Genomic DNA, 16,144 nt, shown 5'->3' with positions numbered 1-16,144 from the left:
GGTAAGGCATGAAACAACCAATCATAAAGTTCGAAGGCATTTCAAAGAACTTTAACAACACGCAAGTATTAGATGATGTCAGTTTTGAAATTGAAGAAGGTAAATTTTATACATTATTAGGTCCATCAGGTTGTGGTAAAACAACTATTTTAAAATTGATAGCAGGATTTGAAACACCAACTAAAGGTAATATTTTGTTTAATAATAAAATTATTAATAAAGTGCCAGCAAATAATAGGAAAGTTAATACTGTGTTCCAAGATTACGCATTATTTCCTCATTTAAATGTATACGATAATGTAGCATTTGGACTAAAAATAAAAAAGTTAAATAAAAAAGATATTCAAACTAAAGTAAAAGAAGCATTAAAATTAGTGAAACTTGAAGGATATGAACAACGTAAAATCACTGAAATGAGTGGTGGTCAAAAGCAACGTGTTGCGATTGCTAGAGCAATTGCGAATGAACCTGAAATTATCTTGCTTGATGAACCATTATCAGCTTTAGACTTAAAGTTAAGAACGGAAATGCAATATGAACTACGTGAATTGCAACAACGATTAGGTATTACGTTTATATTTGTTACACATGACCAAGAAGAAGCATTAGCAATGAGTGATTACATATTTGTTATGAAAGACGGTAAAATTCAACAAAGTGGTACACCCGTTGACATATATGACGAACCTGTTAATAAATTCGTAGCAGATTTCATTGGTGAGTCTAATATCGTTACAGGTGTTATGAAACGTGACTATGTTGTTGAAATGTACGGTATTCCATATGAATGTGTAGATGCTGGATTTGAGAAAGATGCTAAAGTTGACGTCGTGATTCGTCCAGAAGATATCACGATTAAATCAGAGAATGAAGGTCGTATCTCTGCAGTAGTTGACTCTCAATTATTTAGAGGTGTTCATTATGAAATTTGTTGTTATGATGCGCAAGGAAATGAATGGATCATTCAAACGACGAAAAAAGCAACAATCGGTGAAACAGTAGGACTTGATTTTGATTCAGAAGCGATTCATATTATGTTGCCAGGTGAAACTGAAGAAGAATTTGATCGTCGAATCGAAAGCTATGAGGATGAGGAACATGCATAAAATAAAATCATTATTACTCGTACCTTACATGATATGGATAGTATTATTTATTATCGTACCGATTGCTATGATTTTCTATGCATCATTACTTGATATTCATGGACACTTTTCATTCGAAAATTACAAAAACTTTTTTACAAGTAGTTATTTAGAGATGACTTTAAGTTCAGCTTGGTATGCATTAATTATTACTTTCTTTTGTTTACTAATCAGTTATCCTTTAGCGTTAACACTTAGAAATGCTAAACATAAAGATATATTATTATTACTTGTTATATTACCAACTTGGATTAACTTATTACTTAAAACGTATGCTTTTATTGGTATTCTTAGTCATGATGGTTTATTAAATAAAATCTTAAGTGTATTTCATGTACCATCAACAGAATTATTATTTACAAGTACAGCGTTTATCATCGTTTCGGTTTATATTTATATTCCATTTATGCTGTTACCAATCTTTAATTCTATGGATGAAATACCAGAGAATTTGTTGCAAGCATCAAGAGATTTAGGTGCAAATAGTTTTACAACATTTAAAAATGTAATCGTGCCTTTAACATTAGAAGGTGTGAAAACGGGTATCCAAATTACATTTATACCAGCATTATCATTATTTATGATTACACGTTTAATCGCAGGTAATAAAGTTGTTAACTTAGGTACAGCAATTCAAGAACAGTTTTTAGTTACACAAAATTATGGTATGGGTTCTACGATAGCTGTGTTCTTAATATTAGCTATGGCACTTATACTCATTATTACGAAATCTAAATCAGAGAATAAGGAGGTATAGTATGAAATTAACAGGAAAAATTTATTTTACAATCATACTTATATTTCTATACTTGCCTATCTTTTTCTTAATATTTTATTCATTTAACGGTGCAGGTAATATGACGCACTTTAAAGGCTTTACATTTGATCATTACACATCAGTGTTTCAAAATAAACGATTGTTAGTGATTATCGTGAATACCATTGCGATTGCATTGTTGGCCGCGAGTATTTCTACTTTAATCGGAATATGTGGCGCTATAGGTATTTACTACTTAAGAAATAAAAAATTAAAAGTCGGATTACTAACATTGAATAATATCTTAATGGTAAGTTCTGATGTTGTAATCGGATCTTCATTTTTACTGTTATTTACTGTTATTGGTCACTATACAGGAATGGGGCTTGGTTTCTGGTCGGTATTAATATCTCATATTGCATTTTGTGTACCAATAGTCGTGCTTTTAGTACTTCCTAAACTATATGATATGAATACTTCTATGATTGATGCTGCTAAAGATTTAGGTGCAACTTCATGGCAAACACTTATTAAAGTTGTGATTCCTCATATTCTACCTGGTGCAATTGGTGGATTCTTTATGGCACTTACGTACTCATTAGATGACTTTACAGTGAGCTTTTTTGTGACAGGTAGTGGCTTTAGCGTATTATCTGTTGAAGTATATTCAATGGCTAGAAAAGGTATTACGATGGAAATCAATGCGATTTCTACATTACTATTTGCGTTAGTTATGATACTGATTTTAGGATATTATTTCATAAAAAGAAGCCAACAAAAAAGACTTGAAAAAAGAGGGGGCATTATAAGATGAAACAATTAATGCAGTTAGTCGGCATCTCAATTGTTGTAGGTGCATTGTTAATGTTATCTACTAAATTAATTGATCCGCCTCCTTCTAAAGGGAAAAAGAATGTTATTTATGTATATAACTGGGGAGAATATATTGACCCAGATTTGACGAAAAAATTTGAAAAACAAACAGGTATTAAAGTTGTATACGAAACGTTTGATTCAAATGAAGCGATGATGGCTAAAATTAAAAACGGTGGTACAGCATATGATGTTGCAGTGCCGAGTGAGTATACTGTTGAAAAAATGAAAAAAGAAAAGTTATTAATACCGATTGATCATAAAAAAATACCGAATTTAAAAAATATTGATAAAGATTTTATGAATTTACCATTTGATCCAGGGAATAAATATTCCGTACCTTATTTTTGGGGAACAGTAGGCATTTTGTATAATCCAGAAACAACGAAAGGGATCAACTTTAATACATGGAATAGTCTATGGGATAAACGCCTTAAAGATGATGTATTAATCGTTGATGGATCAAGAGAAGGTATAGGATTTGCATTAAATAGTATGAATGAAAGTTTAAATGAAACGAATAAACAAAAACTGAAAAAAGCACAAGATAAATTAATTAAGTTATCACCTAATGTTAGAGGTGTTGTAGGTGATGAAATTAATACAATGATGGTTCAGAATGAATCGGATGTAGCCGTTGTATGGAGTGGTATGGCAGCTGATATCATGACTGAAAATGATAAATTGGATTTCGTAGTACCTAAAGAAGGATCAAACTTATGGTTTGATAATATCGTTATACCTAAGACAGCACAGAATGTTGATGGCGCACATAAATTTATTAACTTCTTATTAGAAGAGAAGAATGGAAAGCAAAATGCAGAATGGGTTGGATATGCAACACCTAACAAAGCTTCTTATAATCTTTTAGATAAGAGTGTTAGAGAAGATGAGCGTTTCTATCCTGATTCTTCAGTAAGAAATAAACTTGAAGTTTATGAAGATTTAGGAAAAGAAAATATAGCAGCGTATAATGAAGCCTTTTTAGAATTTAAAATGTCGCTTAATTAGTCATTATAAAGGGTCTTTGTGAGAAACAAAGCCCTTTTTTTGTTATAATTAAAACCAATTCATTATTAGGAGGTAAACATGATGAATTCATATGTAGAACATGTGAGACAGCCAGTTGGTAGAGGTGTAGAAAAATTTCTCGGCTGGTTTGCTTGGATTATATTATTGGGCATAACAGCTTTATCTTTATTTGCTGCACTTGTCGTATTAAATAATCCAGAAAATATAACTAGGCTAGAAACGTTAATTAATAGACTAAATATTAATATTACGACTAATGGACAATTAATGTCTGCTAGTGAAGTAGCACTCAATATTCAAAATGGTATTTGGTTATTTATAATTTACTTGATTATTGTTTTAATATTTTCATTTATTGGTTTAGTTTTAATGAGATGGAGAATATTTTCTGCTTTTGTATTTTTACTTTTAGCAATTATTACAATTCCATTATTTATTGTGCTTGTACCATTATTCTTCTTTATTGTATGTATTTTATTATTCGTAAGAAAAGATAAAATATTACCAGTTCAAGGTATGGCACCACAACAACCTTATTATGAAAATCAACGTGAAAATATTCAACCACAGCCAAGAGAACGTCAGCAAGTTGAACCTAAACAGCAATATCGAGAAGAACATGTAGAAGAACCATTACAAGAGAAAGAACGTTCAGCACAAGTTGACCAAGTAGAACAAACTGAAACGACGCATAGTGAGGAAGTACTTTCTCGTAGTAAAAAGCATCAAAATAAAAAACAAAGAAATCAACAACAAGAAACAAATGTTGAAGACTTAGATGATGCAAATCAGTCCGATATTGATCAACAAGAGGATATTGGTCAAAGACATGAAGATCCATACAATTATGAAACAACACAATCAGATGAGTATCAAGTTCAACCTGGTAAACTGAAAAAAGAAAAGAAACCTAAAAAAGTAAAACCTAATGCAACAATTGAAAGAAGAAAGAATTACGAAAAAAGAATGCAACAACAGAAAAAATATTTCGAAGAAAAAAATAAAGATGAACAAAATATAGAAAAAAACGATAATAAACTTGATAAATAAAATTCAGATTGAGATAATAGTAATTGACAAATTTTAGGAGGGTTTACATGAAAAGAACAACAGAATATATATTACTCGTTGTTGGTGCCGTATTCTCATTAATTGGAATTGTATTGGCATTTATAACTAAATCTTTTTCAAATACTGCTGAATTTAAAATGGAATTTGAGCGACAAGTGCAAAATAATCCAGATTTGCAAAATGAAATATCTTCGGATCAATTATCAACTATTATGAGTAGCTTTACGAATTATGCGCTTGTTATTCTCATCATCAGTATTGTATTAGCAATAGTGGCATTAGTATTTGTAAAAAAACAAAGAATTTTATCTGGTATATCAGCTATACTTGGTGGTCTTGTTTCAATACTCATCTTTAACGTTATTTCATTCCTTGTATTAATTATTGCAGGTATTATGTTATTAGTGAGAAAAGATAAAAATCATCAATTTGAAGATGTGAATTTCCAAAATGACCATAATCATTTAGATGGTAACAATCATCAACAAAATCAGTTTAATTCAGAAGATAAAAAGAAAAAAGATGACGATCCATATATTTATTAATCAATATATAATAAAACAACAGCCCCTCAGTATCGAACTGAAGGGCTGTTGTTTTAAGTATTAACTATAAAATTTAATTAATTCATCAAATGTTTCATCTAAAAATGCAGTAAATGATTTATCTGTTTTTAATACATCAGACTTAGGATCTAAAGTACGTGCTACGAAGAACTCAGCTTTTTTAATATCTTTAAGTCTCTTAATATGATGTTTCAAATCTTCTGTAGATAATGAATCAATAGGAGACTTATCAATATTATAATGATCAAAACATAATGAATAATCACTAGGTAAGTCTTCTAATAAGTTAAAGTTTTTATTTAAAAAGTCAGCCATTTGACCTTTATTTTTATTTTCATGCATAACACCAAACATTATAAATAATTGTGATTCAAATAAACCAATTTGAAAATGTGGTAACATTTTATATCCTCGTTGATTAGTCGCAAATGCTACCCAAGTATCTTTAGGGGGATTAACAGTTCTTCTCGCATGTTTTGCAACATGGTAATGGAATGTATCTCCAGTTTGTTCAGTTAAATATTTTGTATATCTTTCACCTAAAGCATGTAATTGTGGTCTTACTTGTTCGTCTAGTGCTTGCATCCTATTTTCTAAACCTTCAACACTAAAAACTTTAAAATCTTTTTGTTTAAACGTATACTTAGTCATAGTTGTCCTCCTTATAACTGTGGTACTTAACAATATTTTATCATAAATTTTTTTGAATATATAAAGAACAATGCTAATATAAAAATAACATAGGAGGTTTTGTCATGGAAATATACAAATTTGCTTATCAAATAATACAAGAAGCGGGTCAAATTATTCGTGATTCAATAGATGACGATATTCAAATAGAAACAAAGTCAAATCCTAATGATTTAGTGACAAATATAGATAAAGAAACAGAAGAAAGATTATTTAATCAAATTAAATCTACATATCCAGAACATCGTATTTTAGGAGAAGAGGGTCACGGCACGGATATTGATAATACAGAGGGCGTCTTATGGATTGTTGACCCAATAGATGGCACGCTAAACTTTGTACATCAACAAGAAAATTTTGCCATTTCAATCGGTATTTTTATTGATGGTGAAAAATATGCAGGATTTGTATATGATGTCATGAACGATAAAATGTATCATGCCATAGCTGGTAAAGGGGCATGGTTAAATAATGAACAACTTAAACCATTAGAAGATACTGATTTGAAGACCAGTTTAATTTCAACAAATCCATTATGGTTAACAAAAGAAAAATTAGCTAAAATATATATGCCGATTGTTGATCAAGCAAGAAGCACAAGAGCATACGGATCAGCAGCATTAGACTTTGCAAACGTTGCAAAAGGTAATACAAGTGCATATTTAACAATGCGATTACATCCATGGGACTTTGCAGGAGGCTTAATAATTGCAGAAGAAGTAGGCGCAGTTGTAACAAACCAATTAGGAGAACACTTAAATATATTAGAAGCCAATTCAATACTAATAGGTAATAAAAAAATTCACCAAGAACTATTGAATGAATACTTCTTACCATATAAGACAATGTTAGAACAAATTCATACAGAAAGATTTAAAGGAAAATAGGAAGTGGGCTTAAACAATTATTGTTTAAGCCTCTTTTTTATAGGGACAGAATTCCGAGAAATGTCCATAAGAGGTGCTGTTAGGGACATAATTCCGAGAAATGTCCGTAAGAGAGGTTGTTAGGGACAGAATTCTGAGAAATGTCCGTAAGAGGCGTTGTTAGGGACAGAATTCTGAGAAGTGTCCGTAAGAAGTGTTGTTAGGGACAGAATTCTGAGAAATGTCTCTAAGGAGTGCCCATCTAATTACCAGAATTCGAAATAATGGAAGTTACAGCATTCTAATTACCAGAATTCGAAATAATGGAAGTTACAGCATTCTAACTACCAGAATTCGAAATAATGGAAGTTACAGAGTTCTAATTACCACAATTCGGAATAATGAAATCAAAATCTTAGCGAGATCCTAACAAGATCCTAACAATATCTATCAACTAACTATCAATACCATCTCCGTTAAACACCTTACAAATAAATTTAACACATCAAAAAAGCATATCACTTTAACGTTTTGTTAAGCGATATGCTTTTCATTTGATGTCGTATGATGTTTATAGCCAACCGTTTTCGCGGTATTTCTTTTTAAGTGTAAAACCAAATCCCATTGTTGCCACGATTAACAATACTGCTAATAACATAAACAACATAGAACCTTCTGCTAATGCAAAGCTAAACACTAAAAGGAGAAATGTTACAATTAAAGCAAGTAGTACGAATATTGCTTTAGATTTCTTCATTTATATCCATCCTTTAACCGTTTTCATTATTTTATTATGCTTCACATTTAAAGAAAAATCAACCTGTTGATTAAAACGGTACTAAATAAAAAATATGGAAATTTGAGTAAATCTGTTCAATAATAGTTATTTTTCAAACGATTTATGTTATAATTATCAAGTTATAAATTTAAGTCGAATAAATGTCGATTAATTTAAATCGGAGAGGAAAATTTTTTGCATGACTAATTTAAGAGAAAATGTACGTAACATTGCGATTATTGCCCACGTTGACCACGGAAAAACAACTTTAGTAGATGAATTATTAAAGCAATCTGGTATTTTTCGTGAAAATGAACATATAGCAGAACGTGCGATGGATTCAAACGACCTTGAAAAAGAACGCGGTATTACGATATTAGCTAAAAATACGGCAATTGACTATAAAGATCACCGTATCAATATACTAGATACACCTGGACATGCTGACTTCGGAGGAGAAGTTGAGCGTATTATGAAAATGGTTGATGGTGTTGTATTAGTAGTAGACGCTTATGAAGGAACGATGCCTCAAACACGTTTCGTACTTAAAAAAGCATTAGAACAAAATTTAAAACCAGTTGTAGTTGTTAATAAAATTGATAAACCTTCTGCAAGACCAGAACAAGTTGTAGATGAAGTATTAGACTTATTTATTGAATTAGATGCCAATGATGAGCAACTTGAATTCCCAGTTGTATATGCATCTGCATTAAGTGGTACTGCTAGTTTAGAGTCTGATAAACAAGACGATAACATGCAATGTCTATATGAAACAATTTTAGAATATGTACCAGCACCTGTTGATAATAGAGATGAACCATTACAATTCCAAGTTGCATTATTAGATTATAATGACTACGTTGGACGTATTGGTGTAGGACGTGTATTCAGAGGTACAATTAAAGTTGGACAACAAGTATCATTAGTTAAGATTGACGGTAGCGTTAAAAACTTCAGAGTTACAAAAATCTTTGGTTTCTTTGGTTTAAATCGTATAGAAATTGATGAAGCATACGCTGGTGACTTAATCGCTATTAGTGGTATGGAAGATATTAACGTAGGTGAAACAATTACGCCTCAAGATCATGTTGAAGCTTTACCAATTTTAAGAATTGATGAGCCAACATTAGAAATGACATTCTCAGTTAATAATTCTCCATTCGCTGGTAAAGAAGGTACTTACGTAACAGCTCGTAAGATTGAAGAAAGATTAGAAACACAATTAGAAACAGATGTATCTTTACGTGTAACACCTACAGATTCACCTGATGCATGGGTTGTAGCAGGACGTGGGGAATTACATTTATCTATTCTTATTGAAAATATGAGACGTGAAGGTTATGAATTACAAGTTTCTAAACCTCAAGTTATTGTTAAAGAAATAGATGGCGTTAAATCTGAGCCTTATGAACGTGTTCAAATTGATGTTCCTGATGAATATACAGGTGCAATTATTGAATCTTTAGGATCTCGTAAAGGTGAAATGGTTGATATGCAATCTAACGAAAATGGCCAAACTAAATTAATCTTTATCGTTCCAGCTCGTGGATTAATTGGTTACACTACTGAATTCATGTCAATGACTCGTGGTTATGGTATCATTAACCATACATTCGATTCTTACCGTCCAAGAATTAAAGGACGTATTGGTGGAAGAAGAAATGGTGTTCTTGTATCAATCGATAAAGGTGTAGCAAGTACTTATGCTATCTTGAACTTAGAAGATAGAGGTGTAAACTTCATGGAACCAGGTACTGAAGTTTATGAAGGTATGATTGTTGGTGAAAACACTCGTGAAAACGATCTAACTGTTAACATTACAAAAGTTAAAGCAGCTAACAACATCCGTTCAGCTACTAAAGAACAAACAACAACAATGAAAAAACCTAGAATTTTAACACTTGAAGAAGCGTTAGAATACTTAAATGATGATGAATTAGTTGAAGTAACACCTGAATCAATTCGTTTAAGAAAGAAAATTTTAGATAAAGCAGAAAGAGAAAGAGCTCAGAAGAGACAAAAAATGGCTGAACAAGAAGAGGAGTGATATAGATGCTCTTAGTTGCTAAAAATGTAAGTGTTAATCCAACAGAAAGGCTTTCATTTTTTGGTAAGTTATTTAGAGTAGATGAGAACCCAGAACTTGGTATGTGGCTTTTATTATTAACGATTTTTGTATTAAGTGCGATTGTTTATAATTTAGGGTTTGCAAGAAAACTAAAGTTTTGGCAAAACATTATTATCTATATATTACTGTTTTTAGGTTGTTTATTATTAACATTTCTAGCGGTATTCTTGCCTGTAGGAGAAAGTTTAATAATAGCAGCAATTGTTTTAGGTCTATATCGTTACAGACTTCATAAAGAACGAAGTAGCGGTAAACAACAATAAAAAAAGGCGGCTCGTAAGAGCTGCCTTTTTTTATTTTTATTCTGATTTAGGTTTATCAAGTCTTGCTTTACAATCATCGCACATAAATGTACGGATTGGGTGATTTCTTAATCTTTTTGCTTCTTTAGATTTAGAATCTAAATTAACGACAGAATCACAAATAATACATTTTACTTTCATAATCATGGTTAAACAACCTCTATGTCTGAAACATAACTGAATTTATTTTGGTAACCATTTTCTTGATCATAAGTAAAAGCGTCGATTTTTCCATCTTTATATATCATTTTACCTTCTTTAGAAAATTGGAAAAATAAATATGGCCATTGTTCAATTGGAATATCAATTGAATCTTGATCATTTTTTAAGACTACTTTTGTAGCGCTTTCATTCGGTTCAGCATTTTTGATGAAAGGCATCGCATTTATAACATAAGTATCTTTTAAAAATGAACGTCTTTTATAAGTTGTTTCACTATTTAATGTTGGAGGATTTGTAGCACCTTCAAGGATTGCACGGTTCCATGCAACATTATTTTCAAATTCAATTGGCTTTTCGCCATTAAAGATACCTTGCTCTAAATCTTCAATTTTTACTTTGCGATCATCAAAAATCCATGTTGTTGCATCTAACGTAATATTAAACTTCGTATTTCCTTTAATTTGTATCAATTTTTTCACTCCTATCAATCTCACAATTCAATTTTAACATATTTGTAATTAATAACCTTCTGTTTTCGCTTGCAATTTTCAGATTTGTAGGCTAAAATTTTATAAGTATAGAAACTTAAAAAGATTAAGGGGGAGTATGTCATGCATTACGATTCAGAAATTTGTCAAAGGGCATATGACCAATTATATAACGATTCTGAAAAAATCCTTCAGTTAATAAAGGTACAAATGGACAACTTAACTATGCCACAATGTCCTTTATATGAGGAAGTTTTAGATACGCAAATGTTTGGTCTTCAAAAGGAAGTAGATTTTGCAGTACAAATTGGACTTGTTGATAGAGAAAAGGGTCAGACACTTATGGCAAGTTTAGAAAAGGAACTATCTAAATTGCATGATGCTTTCACAAATGCTTAAATTATACAAAGTCTAGAGAGGAGAAATCTTTCTTTAGACTTATTTTTTTAGAATTGGAATGAGTCGATGGAATATATTAAGAGGTTTTTCCAGTACATTAAGAATTACTCAAAATACATAGATTTTACATTGTTAATTACTTATATCATTTTATCATTCATTGGCTTAGTGATGGTATACAGCGCAAGTATGGTAGCTGCTACAAAAGGTACTTTAACAGGAGGTATCCCAGTATCGGGTACTTACTTTTTTGTAAGGCAGTTATTATATTGTATAGTTGGATTTTTTATTGTATTTTTTATGTCGTATTTTATGCACATTAACATTTTAAAGAATAAAAGAGTACAACAAATTGTCATATTCACAATATTTGGTTTGCTCGTGTTAACTTTACTTATTGGTACGACAATTAACGGTGCAAAAAGTTGGATTAACTTAGGATTTATGAACTTACAAGCATCTGAAATTTTGAAAGTTGCAATGATTTTATACTTATCATTCATTATTGATAAAAGACGAAATCGACTTAAACAATTTAAACTTGCACTGATGATGCCTTTATTCTTGATTGGTACTTGTATTGGATTAGTCTTATTACAAAATGATACAGGTCAGGCGTTGATACTATGTATGATTGTATTATGTATCTTCGCATATTCAGGTATTGGTATTAAAGCAATTTTAAAATGGTCTGGTCCAATTTTTGCAGGTGTGGTATTACTGGTTATCTTTAGTATAGTGTTTAAAGGTGGCATTCTGTCACAACACCAAGCTGACCGTTTTCATGTACTTGAGAATCCTTTCAACTATGAAAGTGGTATCGGATATCACTTAGCTAATTCATTATTAGCAATCGGTAACGGAGGCCTCTTTGGTAAAGGACTAGGTAACGGTATTATGAAATTAGGTTATTTACCTGAACCGCATACAGACTTTATCTTTGCAGTTATCGCTGAAGAACTAGGCTTAGTTGGCGTGTTATTCATAATAGGATTACTTGGGTTCATTGTATATAAAGGTTTCTTATATGCAGCCCTTACGGATTCATATTTCTTTAAATTAGTATGTGTAGGTATTTCAAGTTATATTGGTATTCAAACTTTTGTAAACTTAGCTGGTATATCAGGAACAATTCCTTTAACAGGTGTTCCATTGCCATTTATGACATTTGGCGGATCCTCTATGTTAAGTTTAAGTATCGCGACAGGTATACTATTATTAACGGCTAAACAAATAAGAATTGAGAGTCGTCAAAGCACGAGATAAATGTATAATTAATCAAACAAATTAATAAATTATATAAAAATTGCGGATTATAGTAGAATATAATTCGCAATTTTTATATAATGGACTAATATATTGTTTTTAGAAAATTCAAATACATTGAGGGGAGCCTCCAAATATGAGCAAAATAAATAAATTATTAGTAGCCAATCGAGGCGAGATTGCAATCAGAATTTTTAGAGCAGCAACAGAGCTAGATATTGAAACAGTAGCGATTTATTCTAATGAAGACTTAGGGGCATTGCATAGATATAAAGCAGATGAGTCATATTTAGTAGATGAAAATCTTGGACCAACTGAAAGTTATTTAAATATAGAAGCAATTATAAAAGTTGCCAAAAAAGCAGGCGTCGATGCGATTCATCCGGGATATGGCTTTTTAAGTGAAAATGAAACATTCGCAAAGAGATGTGCTGAAGAAGGTATTAAATTTATCGGACCAGAACTTAAACATTTAGACATGTTTGGGGATAAGGTAAAAGCAAGAGCGACAGCTATAGCTGCAGATGTTCCAGTTATTCCAGGAACTGATGGTGCGGTTGAATCATTTGAGGAAGTAGAAGCATTTACTAAAGAACACGGTTTCCCAGTTATCATCAAAGCCATTTCTGGTGGTGGTGGTAAAGGTATGCGTATCGTCAATAATGCGAGTGAATTAGAAGATGCATACCAAAGAGCTAAATCAGAAGCTGGAAAATCTTTCGGAAATAGCGAAGTTTATGTCGAAAAATACATAGATCAACCAAAACATATTGAAGTTCAAATCATAGGTGACGAACACGGAAACTTAGTTCATTTATATGAAAGAGATTGCTCAGTACAACGTAGACATCAAAAAGTTGTAGAAGTTGCACCATCTGTTTCATTAGGTGATGAACTGAGACATCGTATTTGTAATGTCGCATTAGACTTAATGAAGAAAATCGGATATGTCAATGCAGGTACGGTTGAGTTCTTAGTTTCAGGAGATGAATTCTACTTCATTGAAGTCAATCCACGTGTACAAGTAGAACATACCATTACTGAAATGGTAACAGGTATCGATATTGTTAAGACGCAAATTTTAGTTGCTGAAGGCGAATCATTATTTGGTGACAAAATTGAAATGCCACAACAAGAAGACATTACTACTTTAGGTTTTGCAATTCAAAGTCGTATCACAACTGAAGATCCTTTAAATGACTTCATGCCAGATACAGGTAAAATTATTGCTTACCGTTCAAGTGGTGGCTTCGGTGTAAGACTAGATGCTGGTGATGGATTTGAAGGTGCAGAAATTTCACCTTATTACGATTCATTATTAGTGAAAGTTTCAACACATGCTATGTCATTAAGACAAGCGACTGAAAAAATGCTACGTTCTCTTAAAGAAATGAGAATAAGAGGTATTAAAACAAATATTCCATTCTTATATAATGTGGTAAATCACGAGAAGTTCGCGAAGGGTACATATACAACTAAATTCTTAGAAAACAACCCAGAACTATTTGATATTACACCGACCAGAGATAGAGGTACAAAGACGTTACAATATATCGGGAACATTTCGGTAAATGGATTCCCTGGTGTTGAAAAACGAGAAAAACCACACTTTGAAAAGTTCAAATTAGAAGAAGTATCTAATGAAGAAATTGCATCATTATCAGGTACGAAACAAATTTTAGAACAACATGGACCTGAAGGCGTAAGTAAATGGTTAAAAGAACAAGAAGAAGTGCTATTGACGGATACGACGTTTAGAGATGCACATCAATCATTATTAGCAACACGTATGAGAACCTACGATATGTTACAAATTGCACCTGAAACAGCTAAATATTTAAATGACGCATTTTCATTAGAAATGTGGGGCGGTGCAACATTTGATGTGGCATACAACTTCTTAAAAGAGAATCCATGGGAACGGTTAACACGCTTACGCAAAAAAATTCCAAATGTGTTATTCCAAATGTTATTAAGAGCATCAAACGCAGTTGGATATAAAAACTATCCTGATAATGTGATTGAAAAATTTGTTAAAGAAAGTGCTGAAGCTGGAATCGATGTGTTTAGAATATTCGATTCATTAAACTGGTTAGATCAAATGAAAGTCGCAAATGAAGCGGTACAAAAATCAGGTAAAATTTCTGAAGGTGCGATTTGCTACACAGGCGATATCTTAAATCCAGAAAGATCTAATGTATATACTTTAGAGTATTACATTAATCTAGCTAAAGAATTACAACGTGAAGGCGTACATATCCTTGGTATTAAAGATATGGCTGGATTGTTAAAACCTAAAGCAGCTTATGAATTAATTAGTGAATTGAAGACACAAATTGATATTCCAATCCATTTACATACTCATGATACGAGTGGTAACGGATTACTTGTTTATCAAAGTGCGATTAGAGCAGGTGTCGATGTAATCGATACTGCAGTAGCAAGTATGAGTGGTACAACATCACAACCTTCAGCTAACTCTTTATACTATGCATTAAGTGGTAATGAAAGAGATGTTAGAACAAATATTGATGGTCTTGAAAGATTATCTCAATATTGGGATACAGTTAGAAACTATTATTCTGATTTTGAAAGTGATATTCGTTCTCCACATACTGAAATTTATCAACATGAGATGCCAGGTGGACAGTATTCTAACCTTGGTCAACAAGCTAAGAGTTTAGGATTAGGTGAAAGATTTAATGAAGTTAAAGACATGTATAAACGTGTTAACTTATTATTTGGTGATATCGTAAAAGTAACACCTTCTTCTAAAGTAGTTGGGGACATGGCATTATACATGGTTCAAAATGATTTAGATGAAGAAAGTGTCATTAAACGTGGCCGTTCACTAGATTTCCCTGAATCAGTTGTCTCATTCTTTAAAGGAGAAATTGGTCAACCGGTAAATGGCTTTAATAAAGAATTACAAAAAGTCATCTTAAAAGGGCAACAACCAATTGAAAAACGACCAGGAGAATTGTTAGAGCCTGTTGATTTTGATGCATTGCGTGAAGAACTACAAGCTAAACAACAAGAGGAAGTAACGGAACAAGATTTAATCAGTTATGCCATTTATCCTAAAGTATACGAACAATATATTAAGACATATGAAAGTTTCGGAAACTTATCATTGTTAGATACACCTACATTCTTATTCGGTATGAAGAAAAATGAAACGGTAGAAATAACAATTGATAAAGGTAAGATCTTAATCGTTAAATTACTTTCTATCGGTCATGTATACGAAGATGGTCATCGTTGGGTATACTATGAGTTGAATGGTCAGCCAAGAAAAGTATACGTTAAAGATGAACATGTTAAAGTATCTGAGGCAGTATTACAAAAAGCAGACTTAAGTAATGAATCTCATATCGGAGCTCAAATGCCAGGTACAATTTCAGAAGTGAAAGTAAAACAAGGTGATGAAGTGAAACAAGGTGACGCACTTATCATTACTGAAGCAATGAAAATGGAAACAACAATACAAGCGCCATTTGATGGAACGGTAAGCAATATTTACGTTTCAGCTGGTGACAGTATTCAAACACAAGATTTGATTATTACAATCGATAAAGCATAATAAATTAAAAGCCGCTTAAATCATCGAATGATTTAAGC

Annotated in this window: 16 protein-coding genes; 12 read left to right on the top strand and 4 right to left on the bottom strand. The window is 31.8% G+C overall.

Annotation, left to right across the window (positions count from 1 at the left end; translation table 11 throughout):
- Positions 1-8 precede the first annotated feature (8 nt).
- The 6 genes from LQ617_RS03825 (at position 9) to LQ617_RS03800 (ending at position 5,423) form a co-directional block, all read left to right on the top strand.
- Positions 9-1,106, top strand: a complete 1,098-nt coding sequence (locus LQ617_RS03825; RefSeq protein ID WP_025905170.1) for an ABC transporter ATP-binding protein — start codon at positions 9-11, stop codon at positions 1,104-1,106.
- Positions 1,099-1,902, top strand: a complete 804-nt coding sequence (locus tag LQ617_RS03820; protein WP_206180282.1) for an ABC transporter permease — start codon at positions 1,099-1,101, stop codon at positions 1,900-1,902. Before LQ617_RS03825 ends, LQ617_RS03820 begins: the two co-directional genes overlap by 8 nt.
- Position 1,903: 1 nt before the next feature.
- The gene (locus tag LQ617_RS03815) at positions 1,904-2,716 is read left to right on the top strand and encodes an ABC transporter permease (RefSeq protein ID WP_037587432.1); all 813 of its coding nucleotides are present in this window, start codon (positions 1,904-1,906) and stop codon (positions 2,714-2,716) included.
- On the top strand, positions 2,713-3,786 hold the full coding sequence (locus tag LQ617_RS03810; RefSeq protein WP_239739584.1) for an ABC transporter substrate-binding protein: 1,074 nt from the start codon (positions 2,713-2,715) through the stop codon (positions 3,784-3,786). The genes LQ617_RS03815 and LQ617_RS03810 overlap by 4 nt, the downstream gene beginning before the upstream one ends.
- A gap of 78 nt (positions 3,787-3,864) precedes the next feature.
- Entirely contained in the window at positions 3,865-4,857 is a 993-nt protein-coding gene (locus LQ617_RS03805; protein ID WP_206167179.1) for a DUF4064 domain-containing protein, read from the top strand.
- A 47-nt stretch (positions 4,858-4,904) separates the two neighbouring features.
- Positions 4,905-5,423 carry a DUF4064 domain-containing protein gene (locus tag LQ617_RS03800; RefSeq protein WP_051575370.1) on the top strand — a complete coding sequence of 173 codons (519 nt, stop codon included), beginning with the start codon at positions 4,905-4,907 and terminating at the stop codon, positions 5,421-5,423.
- 60 nt (positions 5,424-5,483) lie between these two features.
- Here LQ617_RS03800 and LQ617_RS03795 read toward each other — a convergent pair whose 3' ends face one another.
- Positions 5,484-6,095: a YktB family protein gene (locus LQ617_RS03795; protein ID WP_037587436.1), complete on the bottom strand. Its 612-nt coding sequence runs from the start codon at positions 6,093-6,095 to the stop codon at positions 5,484-5,486.
- 104 nt (positions 6,096-6,199) lie between these two features.
- Here LQ617_RS03795 and LQ617_RS03790 point away from each other — a divergent pair, with 104 nt between their 5' ends.
- On the top strand, positions 6,200-7,021 hold the full coding sequence (locus tag LQ617_RS03790; protein WP_025905163.1) for an inositol monophosphatase family protein: 822 nt from the start codon (positions 6,200-6,202) through the stop codon (positions 7,019-7,021).
- Between the two features lie 550 nt (positions 7,022-7,571).
- On the opposite strand, the gene LQ617_RS03785 is transcribed toward LQ617_RS03790, so the two are convergent.
- Positions 7,572-7,757: a DUF5325 family protein gene (locus LQ617_RS03785; protein ID WP_037587440.1), complete on the bottom strand. Its 186-nt coding sequence runs from the start codon at positions 7,755-7,757 to the stop codon at positions 7,572-7,574.
- A 220-nt stretch (positions 7,758-7,977) separates the two neighbouring features.
- Between LQ617_RS03785 and typA the strand changes: the two genes are divergently transcribed.
- Both typA and LQ617_RS03775 read left to right on the top strand, forming a co-directional pair.
- Positions 7,978-9,825, top strand: coding sequence for a translational GTPase TypA (gene typA, locus LQ617_RS03780; RefSeq protein WP_037587443.1), 1,848 nt, complete (start codon positions 7,978-7,980; stop codon positions 9,823-9,825).
- 5 nt (positions 9,826-9,830) lie between these two features.
- Positions 9,831-10,169 carry a YlaH-like family protein gene (locus LQ617_RS03775; RefSeq protein WP_037587446.1) on the top strand — a complete coding sequence of 113 codons (339 nt, stop codon included), beginning with the start codon at positions 9,831-9,833 and terminating at the stop codon, positions 10,167-10,169.
- 36 nt (positions 10,170-10,205) lie between these two features.
- Here the strand turns inward: LQ617_RS03775 and LQ617_RS03770 are convergent, their stop codons facing one another.
- On the bottom strand, positions 10,206-10,352 hold the full coding sequence (locus tag LQ617_RS03770; protein ID WP_075578086.1) for a DUF2197 domain-containing protein: 147 nt from the start codon (positions 10,350-10,352) through the stop codon (positions 10,206-10,208).
- Positions 10,353-10,357: 5 nt separating this feature from the next.
- A complete protein-coding gene (locus tag LQ617_RS03765; protein WP_025904661.1) occupies positions 10,358-10,840 on the bottom strand; it encodes a hypothetical protein in 483 nt (160 codons plus the stop codon).
- A gap of 141 nt (positions 10,841-10,981) precedes the next feature.
- Between LQ617_RS03765 and LQ617_RS03760 the strand changes: the two genes are divergently transcribed.
- The 3 genes from LQ617_RS03760 (at position 10,982) to LQ617_RS03750 (ending at position 16,106) form a co-directional block, all read left to right on the top strand.
- Entirely contained in the window at positions 10,982-11,257 is a 276-nt protein-coding gene (locus tag LQ617_RS03760) for an Fpa/YlaN family protein (RefSeq protein WP_025904660.1), read from the top strand.
- 66 nt (positions 11,258-11,323) lie between these two features.
- Positions 11,324-12,523 (top strand): FtsW/RodA/SpoVE family cell cycle protein, encoded by a 1,200-nt coding sequence (locus LQ617_RS03755; RefSeq protein WP_239739583.1) that lies wholly within the window; start codon positions 11,324-11,326, stop codon positions 12,521-12,523.
- Positions 12,524-12,659: 136 nt separating this feature from the next.
- Complete coding sequence (locus LQ617_RS03750; RefSeq protein WP_025904658.1) at positions 12,660-16,106, top strand: pyruvate carboxylase; 3,447 nt, start codon at positions 12,660-12,662, stop codon at positions 16,104-16,106.
- Positions 16,107-16,144: the final 38 nt, after the last annotated feature.

This window comes from Mammaliicoccus sp. P-M59 (assembly GCF_022386135.1).
In the GTDB taxonomy this organism is placed as follows: Bacteria; Bacillota; Bacilli; order Staphylococcales; family Staphylococcaceae; genus Mammaliicoccus; species Mammaliicoccus sciuri_A.
Note: the sequence above shows the minus strand (reverse complement) of the source record. Positions and strands in the feature narration are given on the sequence as shown.